Below are 17,984 nucleotides of genomic sequence, written 5' to 3' on the forward strand. Positions count from 1 at the left end.
CGGGTGTTGGGGAGATTGTGAGATGGGTGCTGCAACGACAAAGCCCCGATAAACGGGGCTTTGCGGGGGCATTAGTGGCCTTGACAGGCTTAAAGGAGGCGGGTCTAGTTGTTGCTGCGGTTCCACTGCGCCAGTTGCTGCGTCACGAAGCTGTCGAGGCCGTTGAGGGCACTCATATTGGCGTCGAGCCGACTGTATTGGGCCAACAGGCTGGCTTGGGTGCGCACCAGCCGGTCTTCGAGCCGCTCGATGCGGTCGTTTTTGCGCTCGATGGCGGCTTGGATGGCGCCGTTGCGGCTGTTCACCGCGCCCTCGGTGCCGTTGGCGGCCAAGGCGAAGTCGCGCAGGCGCCGCGCAATACCCACATCGGCCCCGTTGCTGCCGGTGTGGGCGAGCAAGCGGCGCATGCCCTCTTGGTTGGCCATGGCGGCATCGAGCCGGGTGGTGTTGACGCCCAGCGAACCGTCGCGCTGCACTTGCAGGCCCATATCGCTCAGGCGGCCCAAGGGCGAGCCGCTCGGGCCGTCGCTCATGAGCAACTGGCGCAGCGCCGTTTGCAGCCGGCGGGCGGTGCCGTCACCCTGCAGCGGGCCGTCGGCGTTGCCGGTGGGGTCGGCGCGGGTGAGCTCCGACAAGGTGGTGTTGATGCGGTTGTAGGCGACCCGGAAGGCTTCGATGGCATCGCGCACCACGGTGTTGTTTTGCTGCACCGACACCTGCACCGCCGTGGCCGGGCTGCCGGGCAGGGTGGCGGTGGTGCTTTGCTGCAGGTTGAGCGTCAGGCCCGGCACCACATTGCTCACGGTGTTGGTGGGTGAGCTCAGGGCCACGCCATCGACGGTGAACTGCGCATCCAGCGCCTCTTGGGTGCGCCCCATGCCGACTATGGCGGTGCCGTTGTGGAAGTGGTTTAGGCTACCCAAGGCGCTGCTGGAATCGGTGATGGGGGCACCGCCGCCATCGAGGGCGCGCACCTCAAAGCCCGCCGCCGCGCCGGTGTTGCTGCCGCGCAACATGAGCTGCTCTTGCCCGCCGCTGCGCAGCACCAGCGCCGACACACCGGCGTTGCTCCCGTTGATGCGCGCCGCCAGCGTGCTGAGCGTGTCACCGGCCTGCACCGCCACCGCCACGGGTGTGCCGCCGGAAAAGCTGTTGCCGCTCCAGGTGCCGACGCGAAATTCCAGCGTGCCCGCGGCCCCGATGGGGGCATCGACCGCGCGGCCGGCCGAAGCCGCCCCCTGCGACTGCGCCAGCCGGGCGATTTGCACCGAAAAGCTGCTGGCCAAGGCCGAGCTGCCGGCGCTGCCGGTGAGTGCGGCGCTGTTGCTGGAGCTGAAGTTGCGGCTGCCCCACAGGCTGGGGTCGAGCAGGCGCGCGGCCGCGTCTTGCAGGCCGGAGAGGTCGGAGCGCACGCGCGCAAAGGCCGAGAGCTGGGTGCGCAGGCTGCCGGCTTGGGATTCGAGCTGCTGAATCGGGCGCCGCTCAATGTCCACCAACTGGCGCACGATGGCGTTGACGTCGAGTTGGCTGCCGATGCCGGGTGATGAAATGGCCATGGTGCACTCCTGCGGGTAAGGGCGTTTGCGCAGCCTGCGCGCTGCCAATGGACTTGCGCTACTCTAGCAGCAACGGCGGTTTTTTGAAAGCCAAAAAAGCCGGCCAAGCGGCCACAGACCAAAAACCACAAAGGCCAACCCTAGCCGTTGCCGGGGTTGGCCTCGAGGTCGGCCCTGCGCTGCCGAAGGGCAACGGTCAGCGCAGCAAGGCCAGCACGCCTTGGGGCAACTGGTTGGCTTGCGCGATCATGGCCGTGCCGGCCTGTTGTAGGATCTGGCTGCGGCTCAGGTTGGCGGTTTCAGAGGCAAAGTCGGCGTCCATGATGCGTCCGCGGGCGGCGGCTTGGTTCTCGACCGAGGTGCGCAGGAAGTTGATGGTGTTCTCGAACCGGCTCTGCACCGCACCCAAGGTGGCGCGGGTGTCGTTGACGGTGGCGATGGCGGTGTCGAGCGCCGCCAGCACGGCGGCGTTGGCGGAGTTGGCGGTGGTGTTGAGGCCGGAGGCACCGCCCGCAGCCTGTGTCACGCCCGACATGCCGCCAGCGGCGGCGTTGATGTTCATGGCCGAGCCGGCAATGGTGATGATCTGGCCGCTGTTGGCCCCGACTTGGAAGCTGAAGTCGTTGGTGGTGGTAAAGAGCGAGGTGCCGTTAAACTGCACTGCGCTCACAGTGCGGTTGACTTCATCGCGCAACTGGGTGAATTCTTGGTTCAGTGCCGCGATGTCGCCCGAGGTGTTGGTCGAGTTGATCGACTGCACCGAGAGCTCGCGCATGCGCTGCAGCATGTCGCCAATGGTGGCCAAGCCGCCTTCGGCAGTCTGGGCCAGCGAGATGCCGTCGTTGGCGTTGCGGATGGCCACGTTCATGCCGCGCACTTGGGTGTTCATGCGCTCGGCAATCGCCAAGCCGGCGGCGTCGTCTTTGGCGCTGTTGACGCGCAGGCCCGAAGAGAGGCGCTGCAGCGAGACGGCCAGCGAGTTCTGCGTGGCTGCCGCGTTGCGCTGCGCGGTGAGCGAGTTGACGTTGGTGTTGATCGACATGACCATGATGAAGCTCCTTTGAAGCAAACAGGTGCAAACAGCGCCGGCTTGGGCCGGGGGTCAAAACCAACCCCATGCTGGTTTGACGACGAACCCTTGTGCAAGTCCGTTATGTAGGTTTTCGGTTGTGCCCAGCAAAACTTTAGCCCGGCTTGGAGCGAATTTCGGATAAATGCCCGGCGAGGCTGGCATGATCGGGCCATGGATAGCTTGCGTGTGGCCACTTACAACATTCACAAGGGCGTGCAGGGCTTGGGGCCGGCGCGCCGGCTTGAAATCCACAACCTTGGGCATGCGGTGGAGCAGTTCGACGCCGACATTGTTTGCCTGCAAGAGGTGCGCGGCGTGAATCGCAAGATGCAGCGCTTATTTTCTCATTGGCCCACGGGTGGGCAGGCCAATTTTCTGGCCCCCGAGGGCTACGAAGCCGTGTACCGCAGCAACGTGGTGACGCGCCACGGCGAGCACGGCAACGCCTTGCTCAGCCGCTGGCCGGTGCTCGAACACCGCCACCACGACGTGACCGACCACCGTTTCGAGCGCCGCGGTCTGCTGCACGCCACGGTGCAGGTGCAGCAGCGCACGGTGCACGTGGTGGTGCTGCACCTGAGCCTCATCCACGCCAGCCGTGCGCGCCAGGTGCAGGCGCTGGGGCGTTTTTTGCAGGTCCATGTGCCCGAGACCGAGCCGCTGGTGGTGGCGGGCGACTTCAACGACTGGGGGGTGCAGTTGCACCGGCCCATGGCCGAGTTCGGCCTGCGCACGTTTGAAGACCTGCGGCTGCCCACCTTCCCCTCGCGCCTGCCGCTGCTGCACCTGGACCGCGTGTATGTGCGCGGCCTGCACCTGCTGCACGCGCACGTGCCGCATGGCCTTGCGTGGCGGCGCATGTCGGACCACCTGCCGCTGATCGCGCATCTGGGGTGGACATGAAACGGGCGCTGCAACCCGGCCACCGCCTGCGCCTGCTCGAAGGCGGGACGGCGCTGTTTGCGGCCATGGTGCAGGCCATCGACCGCGCGCAGCACCTGGTGCATGTGGAAACCTATATTTTCGAGTTTGCTCACGACGCGCTGCAGGTGGCCGAGGCGCTCGAGCGCGCCGCCCAGCGCGGGGTGCAGGTGCGGCTGGTGCTGGATGCCTTTGGGGTTCCTGATGTGCCGCCCGAGTGGCGCGCGCGCTTTGCTGCCGCCGGGGTGCAGTGGCGCTTTTACCGGCCGCTGGGCCGGGTGGGGCTGCTGCTGCCGCGCAACTGGCGCCGCTTGCACCGCAAGCTGTGCGTGGTCGATGGGCTGCTGGGCTTTTGCGGCGGCATCAACCTGATCGACGACCGCGACGACGTGGTGCTCGGGCGCCTGGCTGCCCCGCGGCTGGATTACGCGCTGCAAGTGAGTGGGCCGCTGGTGCTCGACATGCTCGAAGCCATGGAGCAGCTCTGGTGGCGCATGCTGGCGCTGCGGTCGGCGCGCCAGCGCGAATTTCGCGCCGCTTGGGAAGCGCTGCGCGCTGGTCTGCCCAGCCCCGAGCCGTGGCCGTGGTGGGAGCATGCGGTGCACCCGGGCCGGCCCCAGCTGGAGCAGTCGGTGGCGGCTGCCACCGCCGCGTTTTTGTTGCGCGACAACCTGCGCCATCGGCACGAGATCGAGCGCGCCTACCTGGGCGCAATCGACCAGGCACGCACCGAAATCGTGCTGGCCAACGCCTACTTCATTCCTGGGCGGCGCTTGCGCGGGCGGCGCAGCGTGGGGTGCAGGTGCGGCTGCTGTTGCACGGCAAGTACGAGCGTTTTTTGCAATACCACGCCGCGCGCCCGGTGTATCACCAATTGCTGGCCGCTGGGGTGCACATTTACGAATACGCCCCCAGCTCGCTGCACGCCAAGGTGGCGGTGGTCGATGGGCGCTGGGCCACGGTGGGCTCGTGCAACCTCGACCCAGTGAGCCTGTTGCTCACGCGCGAGGCCAATGTGGTGACCACCGACCCCACCTTTGCGCGCCTGCTGCGCAATCGCCTGCACGAGCTGCTGGGCAGCGCCGGCGAACGCGTCGATGCCGACCGGTTGGCCAGCCGGCCGTGGCGCCAGCGCTTGCTGGATCGGCTGGCCTTTGGCATCATGCGTGCCATGCTCTACTTGGGCGGCTACCGCTACTGAGATTGCCCTTGGGTGCCTGGCACAGGGCCGCACATAGCCCCAGCCCACGTGGGGCCGCCCACAGCCTGCGCGGCGCGGGCGCAGCGCCGATGGTGATAGGATGCCGCACATGTTGATGCCAGCCCCCCACCTCGAGGCCGACCGCGCCGCCCATGAAGGCGTGCCCATGTCGGTGGTCATACGCCAGCGCCTGCAGGCGGCCCGCAAGCGCTTTCATGCCAACGACAACATCGCCGACTTCGTGCAACCCGGCGAGCTCGAAGCCCTGCTCGACGAAGTGACCGGCAAAATGCAGGGCGTGCTCGACAGCCTGGTGATCGACACCGTGCACGACCACAACACCGACCAAACGGCGCGGCGCGTGGCCAAAATGTACCTCAAAGAGGTGTTTGCGGGCCGCTACGTGAAAGCCCCGAGCATTACCGAGTTTCCCAATGCCGAGCACCTCAACGAGCTGATGATCGTGGGCCCCATCACGGTGCGCAGCGCCTGCAGCCACCACCTGTGCCCGGTGATCGGCCAAATCTGGATCGGGGTGCTGCCCAACGAGCACACCAACGTGATTGGCCTGTCCAAATACGCCCGCTTGGCCGAATGGGTGATGGGGCGGCCGCAAATCCAAGAGGAGGCGGTGGTGCAACTGGCTGACCTGATCCAAGAAAAAACCCAGCCCGACGGCCTGGCGCTGGTGATGGAAGCCAGCCACTACTGCATGGCGTGGCGCGGCGTCAAAGACATGGACAGCCGCATGATCAACTCGGTCATGCGCGGCGTTTTCCTTAAAGACAGCAACTTGCGGCGCGAGTTTTTGTCACTCATTTCAAGGGGCAAGTAAATGCTGGTGCGCCTGCTCTACGTCAGCCGCGCCAGTGAGCGCGACCTCGAGGCCTCGATCGAGTCCATTATGGCCAGCGCACGGCTGCACAACCTGCAAAACGGCATCACCGGCATTCTGTGCTACGGCGGTGGCATTTACGTGCAGGCCATCGAGGGTGGGCGGGTGGCGGTGAACCGCCTCTACCGCCAGATCGTCTCCGATGCGCGCCACACCGATGTGGAGCTGCTGCACTACGAAGAAATCACCGAGCGCCGCTTTGGGGGCTGGACCATGGGGCAGGTGAACCTGAGCCGGCTCAACACCTCGGTGGTGCTCAAATACTGCGAAAAACCCGAGTTCAACCCGTACGGCATGTCGGGCCGGGTGTCGCTGGCGCTGCTCGAAGAGCTCATGGCCACCGCCTGCATCATAGGCCGGGCCTGATCGGCGACGCCCCGCACACGAGGCAAGCCGGGTCACGCGCCAGCCGCAACGGCTGAAAATCGGTGCGCAGGGCGTCGAATAGCAGCAGGCGCCCGACCATGCCCGAGCCGATACCGGCCAGCAGCTTGAGCGCCTCGGCCGCCTGCAGCGAGCCCACCAGCCCCACCAGCGGTGCCAGCACGCCGAGCGTGGCGCAGCGCGTTTCTTCGGGGGCTTGGGCTTCGGGGAACACGCATGCGTAGCAGGGTGAGCTGGGCTGGCGCGGGTCGAACACCGCCAATTGGCCGTCGAAGCGAATCGCCGCCCCCGAGACCAGCGGCACCCGGTGCCGCACGCTGGCGCGGTTGAGGGTGTGGCGGGTGGCAAAGTTGTCGCTGCAATCGAGCAGCACGTCGGCACGGGGCAGCAAGCGGTCGAGCAAGGCGTCGTCGGCGCGCTGCGCCAGCGCTTCGATGCGCGGCTCGGGGTTGATGGCCAGCATGGCGGTTTGCGCCGAATGCACCTTGGGTTGGCCCACGCGCGCCAGCGTGTGCGCGATCTGGCGCTGCAAGTTGGTGGCATCGACCGTGTCGTGGTCGATCAAAGTGATGCGCCCCACGCCGGCTGCCGCCAGATACAGCGCCACCGGCGAGCCCAAGCCCCCGGCCCCCACCACCACCGCGTGCGCCGCCAGCAGCCGCTGCTGCCCGGCGATGCCGAGTTCTTCCAGCAGGATGTGGCGCGAGTAGCGCAGCAGTTGCGCGTCGCTCAGATCGGGCAGGGCAGACACGGCGGCGCTGGGGTGCCTCGGCCGTGTCAGTTGCGGGTGCGCTCAGGGGCGGGGCGCTCGCGCCCGGTCTGGCTCACTTGCACCGGCAGGTTTTGCAAGTGGTTCAGCGCCTGGCGCAGTTGGAAATCGTCGGCCGAGCCGAACTCGGGCAGCAGGCGCTGACCCGGGTTGAGGCGCTGCTGCTCTTCCAAGCGCTGGCGCGCCGCTTCGCGTTCTTGCTCGCGCTGGCGTTCGCGGGCGCGTTCTTCTTCGCTCAGTTCGCGCGCCGGGGCGTCGCTGCGGCCGGCGCTGATGTCGGCCTGGCGCGGGCGCAGGGCGGCGAGCACATCACCGGCGGCGGTTTCGTCTAGCCACACATCGGGCACGACGCCACGGTCTTGAATCGAGCGCCCGCTGGGGCTGAAGTAGTGCGCGGTGGTGAGCTTCACAGCGGTTTCGGGGCCGAGCGGGCGCACCGTTTGCACCGAACCCTTGCCAAAGGTCTGGCTGCCCATGATGGTGGCGCGGCGGTGGTCTTGCAGCGCGCCGGCGACGATCTCGCTCGCCGAGGCCGAGCCTTCGTTGACCAGCACCACCAGCGGCACGGTGCGCAGCCGGCCTTGGGTGGCTTCGGTCAGGCGCTGGATGTGGTCAGGGCCGCTGCGCAAATAGTAGCGCGGCGCGGCGCGGAAGGTGGCGCGGCTTTCGGGCAACTGGCCGTTGGTGGTGACCACCACCGCATTTTCGGGCAGAAAAGCCGCCGACATGGCCACGGCTGCGTCGAGCAGGCCGCCCGGGTCGTTGCGCAAATCGAGCACAAAACCCTTGAGCTGCGGGTCTTGCTGATACAGCGCCTGCACCTGGCGCGCAAAGTCCTCGATCGTGCGCTCTTGGAACTGCGACACCCGCACCCAAGCAAAACCGGGCTCGACCATGCGGCTGCGCACGCTTTGGGTGCGAATTTCTTGGCGCGTGATGGTCACGCTGAAGCTGCGGTTTTCGCTGCGCCGCATGATCATCAGGCGCACCTGCGTGTCGGGCGCGCCGCGCATGCGCCGCACCGCCTCACCGATGGTCATGCCGCGCACCGGGGTGTCGTCAATCTGGCTGATGAGGTCGTTGGCCATCAGGCCGGCGCGAAAGGCGGGCGAGCCCTCAATGGGCGAGACCACTTTGACCAGCCCGTCTTCCATCGAGATTTCGATCCCGACGCCGACGAAGCGGCCCGCCGTGCCTTCGCGGAATTCGCGGAAATGGCGCGGATCGAGGAACTGCGAGTGCGGATCGAGCCCCGCCACCATGCCCGACATGGCGTCGTTGAGCAGCTCGGCGCTGTCAACCGGCTCGACGTAATCGCTTTTGATGATGCCATAGACGGCGGCCAACTGCTGCAACTGCTCCAGTGGCAGCGGCGTGACGGCACCGCGCGCGACCGCTTGCAATTGCATGGTGGTCAGCGCGCCCGCCAAGGCCCCGATGGCGACCCAGCCCGCAACTTTCAATTTGTATCCCATTGCCTCAACCTCGGCCCGCAGCGGGCCATTTGCATCACACTATAGCGCTTGGAGGGCCTTGGGGGCGCGGCGTTCCGAGAAAAACCGTGTCCGCAAGCAGGGGGTCAGGCTTTGGTGCGCCCAAGCCGAGTTCAACCGCGGCTCTGGCGCGCCACGGCGGCGGCGGCTGCCTCGGCTGCAGCGGCATCGCCCAGGTAGTAGCGCCGCAGCGGACGCAGGGCGGCGTCGAACTCATAGACCAGCGGAATGCCGTTGGGGATGTTGAGTTGCACGATGTCGGAATCCGACACGCCGTCGAGGTGCTTGATCAGGGCGCGAATGGAGTTGCCATGCGCCGACACCAGCACCCGCTGCCCGCTGGCTATGGCCGGCGCCAGCGTTTGCTCCCAGTAGGGCACCATGCGCGCCACCGTGTCTTTCAGGCATTCGGTGAGCGGCACCTGGCTGGGTGCCAAGGCGGCGTAGCGGCGGTCGGAGCGCTCGCTGCGCGCGTCGTTGGCGGCCAAGGGCGGGGGTGGGGTGTCGTAGCTGCGCCGCCACAGCAGCACCTGCGCCTCGCCGTACTGGCGCGCGGTTTCGGCTTTGTTCAGCCCTTGCAGGGCGCCGTAGTGGCGCTCGTTGAGGCGCCAGTCTTTGAGCACCGGCAGCCAGGCGCAGTCCATGGCATCCAGGCAGTGGTTCAGGGTGTGGATGGCGCGCTTGAGCACGCTGGTGTGGCAGCAGTCAAACGTCCAGCCTTCGGCTTTGAGCAACTGCCCAGCCGACAGCGCCTGCGCCACGCCGGTGGGGGTGAGGTCCACATCGGTCCAGCCGGTGAAGCGGTTTTCTAGGTTCCAGGTGGATTCGCCGTGGCGGATCAGGACAAGCTTGTGCATAAGGAATTTCTGCTGAGGGGCCGGGGCAGGGTGAACATGTGATTCTAAAATACCGGCTGCTTGTGTTTTTGAGGACAGTCGTGGATTTCATCGTACAAAATTGGGTTCTGGTGCTGATTGCCGTGACGGCGCTGGCGCTGTTGTTGTGGCCTATGGTCACGGGCGGGGGCGGCGCGGGCAGCCTCACGGCGGCCGAGGCGGTGCAGCTGATTAACCGCGAAAAGGCGGCCGTGATCGATGTCTGCTCGGCCGACGAATACACCGCCGGGCACATCGGGCAGGCCAAGCACGTGCCGCTCGATGAGCTGGACAAGCGCCTGGCGCAGGTGGTGAAAAACAAGGCCACGCCGCTGATCATGGTCTGCGCCGCGGGCATGCGCTCCAAGCGCGCCGTGGGCGTGGCCAAAAAGCTGGGCTACGAAAAGGTGCATTCGCTCGCTGGCGGCATGGGTGCTTGGCGCGCTGCCGCCCTGCCGGTGCAAAAAGGGCCGCCGGGTAAAAACTGAGCACTGCCGCAGGGAGCCTTGGCAAATGGCACACATTACGGTCTACAGCAGCGACTACTGCCCCTACTGCCACCGCGCCAAGGCGCTGCTGCGCGCGCGCGGAGTGCAAGAGTGGGAGGAAATCGTGGTCGATGGCCGGCCGGATCTGCGCGCCGCCATGACCGAGCGCGCCGGGCGCACCAGCGTGCCGCAAATTTTTATAGCCGGGCAGCACATCGGCGGCTGCGACGACTTGCACGCGCTCGATGCGCGCGGGGGGCTGCTGCCCTTGCTGAGATAATCCAGCGCTGTTGCGCAACCGGCGCGCGTTAGCTTGCTTGCCCCAAGTGGGTTTATTTTTGTCACCAAGAGATTCATCATGACCGATACCTCCGCCGCCCCGGTGTTTCAAATCCAGCGCGTGTACCTCAAAGAGGCCTCGCTGGAGCAGCCCAATTCGCCCGACATCCTGCTGCAGCAAGAGCAGCCCGCGCTGGATATTCAGCTCGGGGTGGCGGCCGAGCCGCTGGCCGAGGGTGTGTACGAAGTCACCGTGACCTGCACCGTCACGACCAAGATCAAGGACAAAACCCTGTATCTGGTGGAGGCCAAGCAGGCCGGTATTTTTGAAGTGCGCAACCTGCCGCAAGAGCAAATCGGCCCGATTCTGGGCATTGCCTGCCCGCAGATCATCTACCCCTATTTGCGCGGCAACGTGGCCGACCTGATCCAACGCGGCGGCTTCCCGCCGGTGCACCTGGCCGAAATCAACTTCCAAGGCATGTACGACCAGCAACTGCCGCGCGAAGGCGAGGCGGCCGCTGCTGCACCCACGGTGCAGTAAGGCACGGCGCGGCGCTTGGGCATGAAGATCACCCTGCTGGGGGCCGGTGCCTGGGGCACGGCGCTGGCGATTGCGGCGGCGCGCACACCGGGTGCGGATGCCGTCGGCGCTGCGCAAGAAGCCGCAGCGGCGCTTGCAGGCGACTCCGTGCAGCAGGTGCAGCGCGTGCGGCTGTGGGCGCGCGACCCGCTTCAGGTGGCCGCCATGCAGGCCGCGCGCTGCAACGAGCGCTACCTGCCGGGCAGCCCCTTCCCCGCTGCGCTGGAGCTGTGCGCGGCCGATGAGGCCGAGCTGGCGCCGCTGTGCGCCGGTGAAGATTTGATCGTGCTGGGCACCCCGATGGCGGCGCTGCGCGGCTTGTTGCGCCGCTTGCGCGGGCTCCAGGTGCCCGTGGTCTGGTTGTGCAAGGGCTTTGAGCAGCGCACCGGCTTGCTCGGGCACGAGATTGCGCTGCAAGAGGCCCCGGGCTTGGCCGTGGGCGTGCTCAGCGGCCCCAGCTTTGCCAAAGAGGTGGCCGCCGCCGCCCCAACCGCGCTGGTGGCCGCCAGCGCGCATGCGCACGTGAGCCAGCGGCTGGTGCAGGCCTTGCACAGCCGCACGCTGCGCGTGTATGCCAACGACGACGTGGTGGGCGTGGAAGTGGGCGGCGCGGTGAAAAACGTGCTGGCCATTGCCACCGGCCTGTGCGACGGCCTGCAACTGGGGCACAACGCGCGCGCGGCCCTGATCACGCGCGGGTTGGCTGAAACCGTGCGCCTCGGGCTGGCGCTGGGCGCGCGCGCCGAGACCTTCATGGGCCTGAGTGGCCTAGGCGACCTGGTGCTCACCGCCACGGGCGACTTGAGCCGCAACCGCCAAGTGGGGCTGCGGCTGGCGCAGGGCCAGAGCCTGGCGCAAGCGCTCGATGCCCTGGGCCATGTGGCCGAAGGGGTTTACTGCGCGCGCACGCTGGCGCACCGCGCCCGCACCTTGGGCGTGGACATGCCCATCACGCAAGCCGTGGTGGCGCTGCTCGACGCCGAGCTCAGCCCGGCGCAGGCGGTGCAGCAGCTGATGGGGCGCGAGCCCACGCCCGAGCGGCCTTGAGGCTCAAAACACCCAGTTGTCGATCAGGCGCGTGCGTCCAAGCCGCGCGGCCCCGAGGGCGAGCAACTGGCCGGGATGGCTCCCACCCGCACCTGCACCCGCCAATTCCGTGGCTGTCGGCGGCTGCAAATCGCTGCAACGGCGCACCGTGAGGTAGTCGGTCTGCCAGCCGCGTGCGTTTAGGCGCGCTACGGTTTGCTGCTCCAGTGCGGCCAGATCGATCGCGCCGCCCACACTGCCCATCACGGCATCGGCCAAGCTGCGCAGCGCCTGGTTTAATTGCACCGCCTCGGCGCGTTCGGCCGCCGACAAATAGGCGTTGCGCGAGCTTAAAGCCAAGCCATCGGGGGCGCGCTCGGTGGGTGCGCCATGCACCGTGACCGGCAGCGCAAACTGCTGCACCATCTGGCGCAGCACCAGCCACTGCTGGTAATCCTTTTGCCCAAACACGGCGTGGCCGCCGCCCTTGCTCTGCCCAAACACGATCTGGAACAGCTTCATCACCACGGTGCAAACGCCGGTGAAAAAGCCGGGCCGAAACTGGCCCTCCAGAATATCGGCCAGATCCGGCGGGGGCTGCACCTGGTAGCGCTGCGGCTGCGGGTACAGCTCGGGCTCCGAGGGCGCAAACAGCACCTGGCAGCCCGCGGCTTCGAGCTGGGCGCAGTCGGCCTCGAAGGTGCGCGGGTAGCTGTCGAAATCTTCGTGCGGCAAAAATTGCAAGCGGTTGACAAAGATGCTGGCCACCGTGACGTCGCCCAGCGGGCGCGCCTGCTGCACCAGCGCCAAATGGCCGGCGTGCAGGTTGCCCATGGTGGGCACGAAAGCGGGGCGGTCAAAGCGCGCCAGGTGCGCGCGCAGTTCGGGGATGCGGTGGAAGATGTGCATAGCGCCCTTCCTCACCAGGCGTGCAGGGCCGGGTCGGGGAAGCTGCCGTCTTTCACGGCGCGCACGTAGGCCGCCATGGCGGCGGCCACGCTGCTGTGCCCGTCCATAAAGTTGCGCACAAACTTGGGTGCCTTGCCCAGATTGACGCCCAGCATGTCGTGCATCACCAGCACCTGGCCAGCGGTGCCAGCACCCGAGCCGATGCCGATGCTGTGGCAGTGCGGCAACTGCGCCGTGATGGCGCTGGCCAAGCTGGCGGGCACCATTTCGAGCACCAGCATGGAGGCCCCGGCGTCTTGCAGTTCGAGCGCGTGGGCTTGCAGGCGCTGGGCGTCGGCCTCGCTGCGCCCCTGCACCCGGTAGCCGCCCAAGGCGTGTACGGTTTGCGGCGTCAGGCCTAGGTGCGCGCAGACCGGGATGCCGCGCTCGACCAAAAAGCGCACCACCTCAGCGGTCCAGCCGCCGCCTTCGAGCTTGACCATGTGCGCGCCGGCGTGCATCAGGGCGATGGCGCTGCGCATGGCTTGCTCGCGCGACTCCTGGTAGCTGCCAAAGGGCAAGTCGCCAATCACCCAGGCGGTGCCCTGCACGCGGCGCAGCCCGCGCGTCACGCTCTGGGTGTGGTAGCACATGGTTTCGAGCGACACGCCCACGGTGCTGCTCAGGCCCTGGCAGACCATGCCGAGCGAGTCGCCCACCAGCAGGCACTCAACCCCGGCGCTGTCGGCCACCGCGGCAAAGGTGGCGTCGTAGGCGGTGAGCATGGTGATTTTTTCGCCGCGCTGGCGCAGCTCGTGCAGGCGCGGCAGGCTCACCGGCTTGCGCGGCGGCAGCGGCGAGGCGGTGGGCAGGGTGCCGTAGGGGGTGCTGGCGGTGGCTTCGCTCATGGTGTGGGTGCGGCTGAAGGCTGTGGCTGGAGGCGGTAGGGGGCGATGACCCGGATTGTGACTCAGGCGGGCTGGTGGCCCGGTGGATGCGGGGGCGAGTTTAATCTGCGCCTGCGGGCTGAGCTACGCGGTTTGAGCTACAGGTGCTGAGCCACACGATGCGCCTACTGGTTTGGGCCAAGGCAGCAGCGCTGCGCAAAGGCACAGGGCACAAGCTACCAGGACGCCCCCAGCGCGCTCTGAGGGACAATCCGGGTTAAATTTCGCGCACCATGAGCCATCCAAACCCCGCCCCCACCTCTGCACCCGACCCCGACCCCTTCACCCCCGCCGCCGTGGCCGAGCTGGCGCGCACCGACGTGGCCCGTGCCTTGGCCGAAGACCTCGGCGATGGCGACCTAAGCGCCGCCCTGATCGCCCCCGAGCGCCGCGCCCACGCCCACCTGCTGGCGCGCGAGTCCGCCGTGCTTTGCGGCGCGCCGTGGGTGCAGGCGGCCATGCAGGCGCTCGACCCCGAGGCGCAGTTGCACTGGCTGGTGCCCGAGGGCCAGCGCTGCGCCGCCAACCAGGTGGTGCTGCGCATCGAAGGCCAAGCGCGCGCCCTGCTGAGCGCCGAGCGCACCGCGCTCAACTTTTTGCAGACCCTGAGCGCCGTGGCCACCCAGACCGCGCGCTACGTGGAGCGCGTGGCAGGCACGCGGGCGCAAATCGTGGACACCCGCAAAACCTTGCCGGGCTTGCGGCTGGCGCAAAAATACGCGGTGCGCGTGGGCGGTGGCAGCAACCACCGCCTGGGTCTGTACGACGCGGTGCTGATCAAAGAAAACCACATTGCCGCCGCCGGGGGCGTGACGCTGGCACTGCGCCAAGCGCAGCAGGCCGTCCAGCCAGGCAAGGCCGCAGCACGCTTCGTGCAGATCGAGGTCGAAACGCTGGCCCAGCTCGACCAAGCGCTTGCCGCCGGGGCGCGCATGGTCTTGCTCGACAACATGGATTTGCCCACCCTGCGCGAGGCCGTGCGCTGCAATGCCACCCACCCGGGCGGTCCGGCGCTGCTCGAGATTTCGGGCGGGGTGAACCTCGACACGGTGCGCGCACTGGCCGAAACCGGGGTCGATCGCATCTCCATCGGGGCCTTGACCAAAGACATCAAGGCGGTGGATTTTTCCTTGCGTTTCGACCCAACCCCGCCCCTTTGATGCGCCCTTGGGCGCTGGTGCCAAAGGCTTTGAATCGCATCGGCTGCGCTTTTTGCAAGCGATAATGCCGCACCAACTCTGTGCAAACCAGTGCCCACTGCCCTGAGCTCCCCCCTTTTTTGCAGACGCCTCCCATGCCCACCTACCGCTCCAAAACCTCCACCGCTGGCCGCAACATGGCGGGTGCGCGCGCGCTCTGGCGCGCCACCGGCATGAAAGATGGCGATTTCGACAAACCCATCATCGCCATTGCCAACAGCTTCACCCAGTTCGTCCCCGGTCATGTGCACCTCAAAGACCTGGGCCAACTGGTGGCGCGCGAAATCGAGGCCGCCGGTGGCGTGGCCAAAGAGTTTCACACCATCGCCGTCGATGACGGCATCGCCATGGGGCACGACGGCATGCTGTACTCGCTGCCCAGCCGCGAGGTGATCGCCGACAGCGTCGAGTACATGGTCAACGCCCACTGCGCCGACGCGCTGGTGTGCATCTCCAACTGCGACAAAATCACCCCCGGCATGCTGATGGCCGCCATGCGGCTCAACATTCCGGTGGTGTTCGTTTCGGGCGGGCCGATGGAGGCGGGCAAGGTGCAGCGCAGCGCCCCCGGCAGCCAGACCATCGAGTTCAAAAAGCTCGATCTGGTCGATGCCATGGTCATGGCCGCCAACGACCAGGTGTCGGACGCCGAACTGGCCGAAGTCGAGCGCAACGCCTGCCCCACCTGCGGCTCCTGCTCCGGCATGTTCACCGCCAACTCGATGAACTGCCTAACCGAAGCGCTGGGCCTGAGCCTGCCCGGCAACGGCACCGTGCTGGCCACGCACGCCGACCGCGAGCAGTTGTTCCGCCGCGCCGGGCGCCTGATCGTGGAACTGGCGCGGCGCCACTACGAGGGCGACGACGCCTCGGTGCTGCCGCGCTCGATCGCCACCTTCGAGGCGTTTGAGAACGCCGTGGCGCTCGACATCGCCATGGGCGGCTCGACCAACACCGTGCTGCACCTGCTGGCCACCGCGCGCGAGGCCGAGGTGAACTTCACCATGGCCGACATCGACCGCCTCTCGCGCCGCGTGCCCACGCTGTGCAAGGTAGCCCCCAACACCGACCGCTACCACATCGAAGACGTGCACCGCGCCGGCGGCATCATGGCCATTTTGGGCGAACTGGATCGCGCCGGGCTGCTGCACGCCCACTGTGGCACGGTGCACAGCCCCACGCTGGCGGCGGCGCTGGCGCAGTGGGACATCGCCCGCGCCCCCGCGCCCGAGGTGCAAACCTTCTACCGCGCCGCCCCCGGTGGCGTGCCCACCCAAATCGCCTTCAGCCAGAGCCAGCGCTGGCCCAGCCTAGACACCGACCGCGCCAGCGGTTGCATCCGCAACCTGGAACACGCCTACTCGCGCGACGGCGGGCTGGCGGTGCTGTACGGCAACCTGGCGCAGGATGGCTGCATCGTCAAAACAGCCGGGGTTGATCAGAGCATGTTCGAGGCCGAGCAGTTGCGCTACACCACCAGCGTCCCGACCTCGACCCTGCGCGCTTTCGAAGGCCCGGCGCGCGTGTTCGAGAGCCAAGACGCGGCGGTCGAGGCGATTTTGGGCGACCGCATCGTCGCGGGCGACGTGGTGGTGATTCGCTACGAAGGCCCGCGCGGCGGCCCTGGCATGCAGGAAATGCTCTACCCCACCTCCTACCTCAAGTCCAAGGGGCTGGGCAAGGTCTGCGCGCTGCTCACCGACGGGCGCTTCTCGGGCGGCACCTCGGGCCTGTCGATCGGCCACGCTTCGCCCGAAGCGGCTGCGGGCGGAACGATCGGGCTGGTGCGCGAGGGCGACCGCATCCGCATCGACATCGCGCAGCGCCGCATCGAGTTGCTGGTGAGCGACGAGGAGCTGGCGCAGCGCCGCTTGCAGCAAGACGCGCTGGGCTGGAAGCCGGCCGCGCCGCGCCCGCGCAAGGTTTCGGCGGCGCTCAAGGTCTACGCCAAGTTCGTGCTCTCGGCCGACAAGGGCGCGGTGCGCGACCTGTCGCTGCTCGACTGATCGGCCACCGCCCACCACCATGCTGATTCACCCGCAAATCGACCCGGTTGCCTTGCAACTGGGGCCACTGTCCATCCACTGGTACGGGCTGACCTACTTGGTGGCCTTCGGGCTGTTTTTTCTGCTGGCGCTGCGCCGCCTGCGGCACCCCACCTACGCCAGCTTGGGCTGGGGCCGGCGCGACGTCGAAGACTTGCTGTTTTTTGGGGTGCTGGGCATCATCATCGGCGGCCGGCTCGGCTATGTGCTGTTTTACCGGCCGCTGGAGTTTCTGGCCGATCCGCTGCGCATCGTGGCGGTCTGGGAAGGGGGCCTGAGTTTTCACGGCGGCTTCATCGGCGTGCTGCTGGCCATGGCTTGGTTTGCCTACCGCAGGCGCGTCAACTGGCTGCGCGTGACCGACTTCATTGCGCCCTGCGTGCCCATCGGGCTGGCCAGCGGGCGCATCGGCAACTTCATCAACGGCGAACTGTGGGGCCGGGTGGCCGACCCTACGCTGCCCTGGGGCATGGTGTTTCGTGGCGCTGGCGACTTGCCGCGCCACCCCTCGCAGCTCTACCAAGCCTTGCTCGAAGGGCTGTTGCTATTCGTGCTGCTGTGGCTGTACGCGCGCGGGCCACGCAGCCTAGGCGAGGTGTCGGCGGCGTTTTTGATGGGTTATGGCACGTTTCGCTTCATCGCCGAGTTTTTCCGCGAGCCCGACGCGCACCTTGGCCTGCTCGGGCTGGGCCTGAGCATGGGCCAATGGCTGAGCCTGCCGATGGTGCTGGCCGGGGCCGCCCTGTGGGGCTGGGCACACCGGCAGCAACGCAGCGCCACCTGAGTGGTCAAAAACCGCAGAGGGCAGGAGGGGGCGGCACCAGCCCCCTAGGCTCTGGCTTAGCGCAGCACCAGCACCGGCGTGTGCGAGTGCGTCAGCACCTGCTGGGTTTCGCTGCCCAGCAGCAGCCGCTTGAGCCCGCGCCGCCCGTGCGAGGCCATGACGATCAAATCTGCCTTGTGCTGCTGCGCGGCGGCGATGATGGCCTCAGCGATCAGGTCCGATTTGATCGCCACCGGCCGCACCTTCACATCGAGCTTCTGGCCTTGGTCTTGAATGGTGTGCAGGCTGCTCATGGCCTCCTCGTGCCATTGTTGCTCGATGCGTGCAATTTCTTCTTCGCCCAAAGCCACGCCACCCTCAAAGTAGGTTTTGGGGTAGGGCGGCACCACCCGCAGCGCAATCAATTCGGCGCAGGTGGCATTGGCCAACTGAAGGGCGTGTGCCACGGCCTGATCTGACAGTTCCGATCCGTCGGTGGTGACGAGTATGCGTTGGTACATGGTGCAGTTTCTCCTTTAAGTGCAAGCCATGCGCCCATTGTGCCTGCATTGGAGGCGGAATTGAAGCGCAGCGGTGTTC

General features: G+C 67.2%; 18 protein-coding genes and 1 pseudogene. 11 read left to right on the forward strand and 8 right to left on the reverse strand.

Annotated elements, in window-relative coordinates:
• Positions 1-104 precede the first annotated feature (104 nt).
• Both fliD and SRAH_RS01335 read right to left on the reverse strand, forming a co-directional pair.
• On the reverse strand, positions 105-1,556 hold the full coding sequence (gene fliD / locus SRAH_RS01330; RefSeq protein ID WP_149028899.1) for a flagellar filament capping protein FliD: 1,452 nt from the start codon (positions 1,554-1,556) through the stop codon (positions 105-107).
• Between the two features lie 196 nt (positions 1,557-1,752).
• Positions 1,753-2,604: a flagellin N-terminal helical domain-containing protein gene (locus SRAH_RS01335; protein WP_029461559.1), complete on the reverse strand. Its 852-nt coding sequence runs from the start codon at positions 2,602-2,604 to the stop codon at positions 1,753-1,755.
• 195 nt (positions 2,605-2,799) lie between these two features.
• On the opposite strand from SRAH_RS01335, the gene SRAH_RS01340 reads away from it, so the two are divergent.
• From SRAH_RS01340 to SRAH_RS01355, 4 genes and pseudogenes are all read left to right on the forward strand, one after another.
• Complete coding sequence (locus SRAH_RS01340) at positions 2,800-3,531, forward strand: endonuclease/exonuclease/phosphatase family protein (RefSeq protein ID WP_029461560.1); 732 nt, start codon at positions 2,800-2,802, stop codon at positions 3,529-3,531.
• Positions 3,528-4,750, forward strand: a pseudogene (gene clsB, locus SRAH_RS13225) (cardiolipin synthase ClsB). The gene SRAH_RS01340 and the pseudogene clsB overlap by 4 nt, the downstream one beginning before the upstream one ends.
• Before the next feature lie 109 nt (positions 4,751-4,859).
• Positions 4,860-5,585 (forward strand): GTP cyclohydrolase I, encoded by a 726-nt coding sequence (gene folE / locus SRAH_RS01350; protein WP_029461561.1) that lies wholly within the window; start codon positions 4,860-4,862, stop codon positions 5,583-5,585.
• Positions 5,586-6,011: a BLUF domain-containing protein gene (locus SRAH_RS01355; protein ID WP_029461562.1), complete on the forward strand. Its 426-nt coding sequence runs from the start codon at positions 5,586-5,588 to the stop codon at positions 6,009-6,011. It begins immediately after the preceding gene.
• On the opposite strand, the gene SRAH_RS01360 is transcribed toward SRAH_RS01355, so the two are convergent.
• From SRAH_RS01360 to gpmA, 3 genes are all read right to left on the reverse strand, one after another.
• Positions 5,995-6,762 (reverse strand): HesA/MoeB/ThiF family protein, encoded by a 768-nt coding sequence (locus tag SRAH_RS01360; protein WP_029461563.1) that lies wholly within the window; start codon positions 6,760-6,762, stop codon positions 5,995-5,997. The two genes, SRAH_RS01355 and SRAH_RS01360, sit on opposite strands and share 17 nt — an antisense overlap.
• Before the next feature lie 44 nt (positions 6,763-6,806).
• Entirely contained in the window at positions 6,807-8,273 is a 1,467-nt protein-coding gene (locus SRAH_RS01365; RefSeq protein WP_029461564.1) for a S41 family peptidase, read from the reverse strand.
• Positions 8,274-8,404: 131 nt separating this feature from the next.
• On the reverse strand, positions 8,405-9,148 hold the full coding sequence (gene gpmA, locus SRAH_RS01370) for a 2,3-diphosphoglycerate-dependent phosphoglycerate mutase (RefSeq protein ID WP_029461565.1): 744 nt from the start codon (positions 9,146-9,148) through the stop codon (positions 8,405-8,407).
• Positions 9,149-9,228: 80 nt separating this feature from the next.
• Between gpmA and SRAH_RS01375 the strand changes: the two genes are divergently transcribed.
• From SRAH_RS01375 to SRAH_RS01390, 4 genes are all read left to right on the forward strand, one after another.
• The gene (locus SRAH_RS01375) at positions 9,229-9,654 is read left to right on the forward strand and encodes a rhodanese-like domain-containing protein (RefSeq protein ID WP_029461566.1); all 426 of its coding nucleotides are present in this window, start codon (positions 9,229-9,231) and stop codon (positions 9,652-9,654) included.
• Between the two features lie 25 nt (positions 9,655-9,679).
• Complete coding sequence (grxC, locus tag SRAH_RS01380; protein WP_029461567.1) at positions 9,680-9,934, forward strand: glutaredoxin 3; 255 nt, start codon at positions 9,680-9,682, stop codon at positions 9,932-9,934.
• A 78-nt stretch (positions 9,935-10,012) separates the two neighbouring features.
• Entirely contained in the window at positions 10,013-10,477 is a 465-nt protein-coding gene (secB, locus tag SRAH_RS01385; RefSeq protein WP_029461568.1) for a protein-export chaperone SecB, read from the forward strand.
• A 21-nt stretch (positions 10,478-10,498) separates the two neighbouring features.
• Positions 10,499-11,563 carry an NAD(P)H-dependent glycerol-3-phosphate dehydrogenase gene (locus SRAH_RS01390; RefSeq protein WP_029461569.1) on the forward strand — a complete coding sequence of 355 codons (1,065 nt, stop codon included), beginning with the start codon at positions 10,499-10,501 and terminating at the stop codon, positions 11,561-11,563.
• 3 nt (positions 11,564-11,566) lie between these two features.
• On the opposite strand, the gene panC is transcribed toward SRAH_RS01390, so the two are convergent.
• Entirely contained in the window at positions 11,567-12,451 is an 885-nt protein-coding gene (gene panC / locus SRAH_RS01395; protein ID WP_029461570.1) for a pantoate--beta-alanine ligase, read from the reverse strand.
• A gap of 11 nt (positions 12,452-12,462) precedes the next feature.
• Entirely contained in the window at positions 12,463-13,338 is an 876-nt protein-coding gene (gene panB, locus SRAH_RS01400) for a 3-methyl-2-oxobutanoate hydroxymethyltransferase (RefSeq protein ID WP_029461571.1), read from the reverse strand.
• A gap of 272 nt (positions 13,339-13,610) precedes the next feature.
• Between panB and nadC the strand changes: the two genes are divergently transcribed.
• From nadC to lgt, 3 genes are all read left to right on the forward strand, one after another.
• Positions 13,611-14,537 carry a carboxylating nicotinate-nucleotide diphosphorylase gene (gene nadC, locus SRAH_RS01405; protein WP_045475778.1) on the forward strand — a complete coding sequence of 309 codons (927 nt, stop codon included), beginning with the start codon at positions 13,611-13,613 and terminating at the stop codon, positions 14,535-14,537.
• 134 nt (positions 14,538-14,671) lie between these two features.
• Complete coding sequence (gene ilvD, locus SRAH_RS01415; RefSeq protein ID WP_029461573.1) at positions 14,672-16,582, forward strand: dihydroxy-acid dehydratase; 1,911 nt, start codon at positions 14,672-14,674, stop codon at positions 16,580-16,582.
• 19 nt (positions 16,583-16,601) lie between these two features.
• Positions 16,602-17,405: a prolipoprotein diacylglyceryl transferase gene (lgt, locus tag SRAH_RS01420; protein ID WP_029461574.1), complete on the forward strand. Its 804-nt coding sequence runs from the start codon at positions 16,602-16,604 to the stop codon at positions 17,403-17,405.
• Positions 17,406-17,461: 56 nt separating this feature from the next.
• On the opposite strand, the gene SRAH_RS01425 is transcribed toward lgt, so the two are convergent.
• Positions 17,462-17,905, reverse strand: coding sequence for a universal stress protein (locus SRAH_RS01425; RefSeq protein WP_029461575.1), 444 nt, complete (start codon positions 17,903-17,905; stop codon positions 17,462-17,464).
• Positions 17,906-17,984 lie beyond the last annotated feature (79 nt).

The sequence above is a fragment of the Serpentinimonas barnesii genome (genome assembly GCF_000696225.1).
In the GTDB taxonomy this organism is placed as follows: domain Bacteria; phylum Pseudomonadota; class Gammaproteobacteria; order Burkholderiales; family Burkholderiaceae_C; genus Serpentinimonas; species Serpentinimonas barnesii.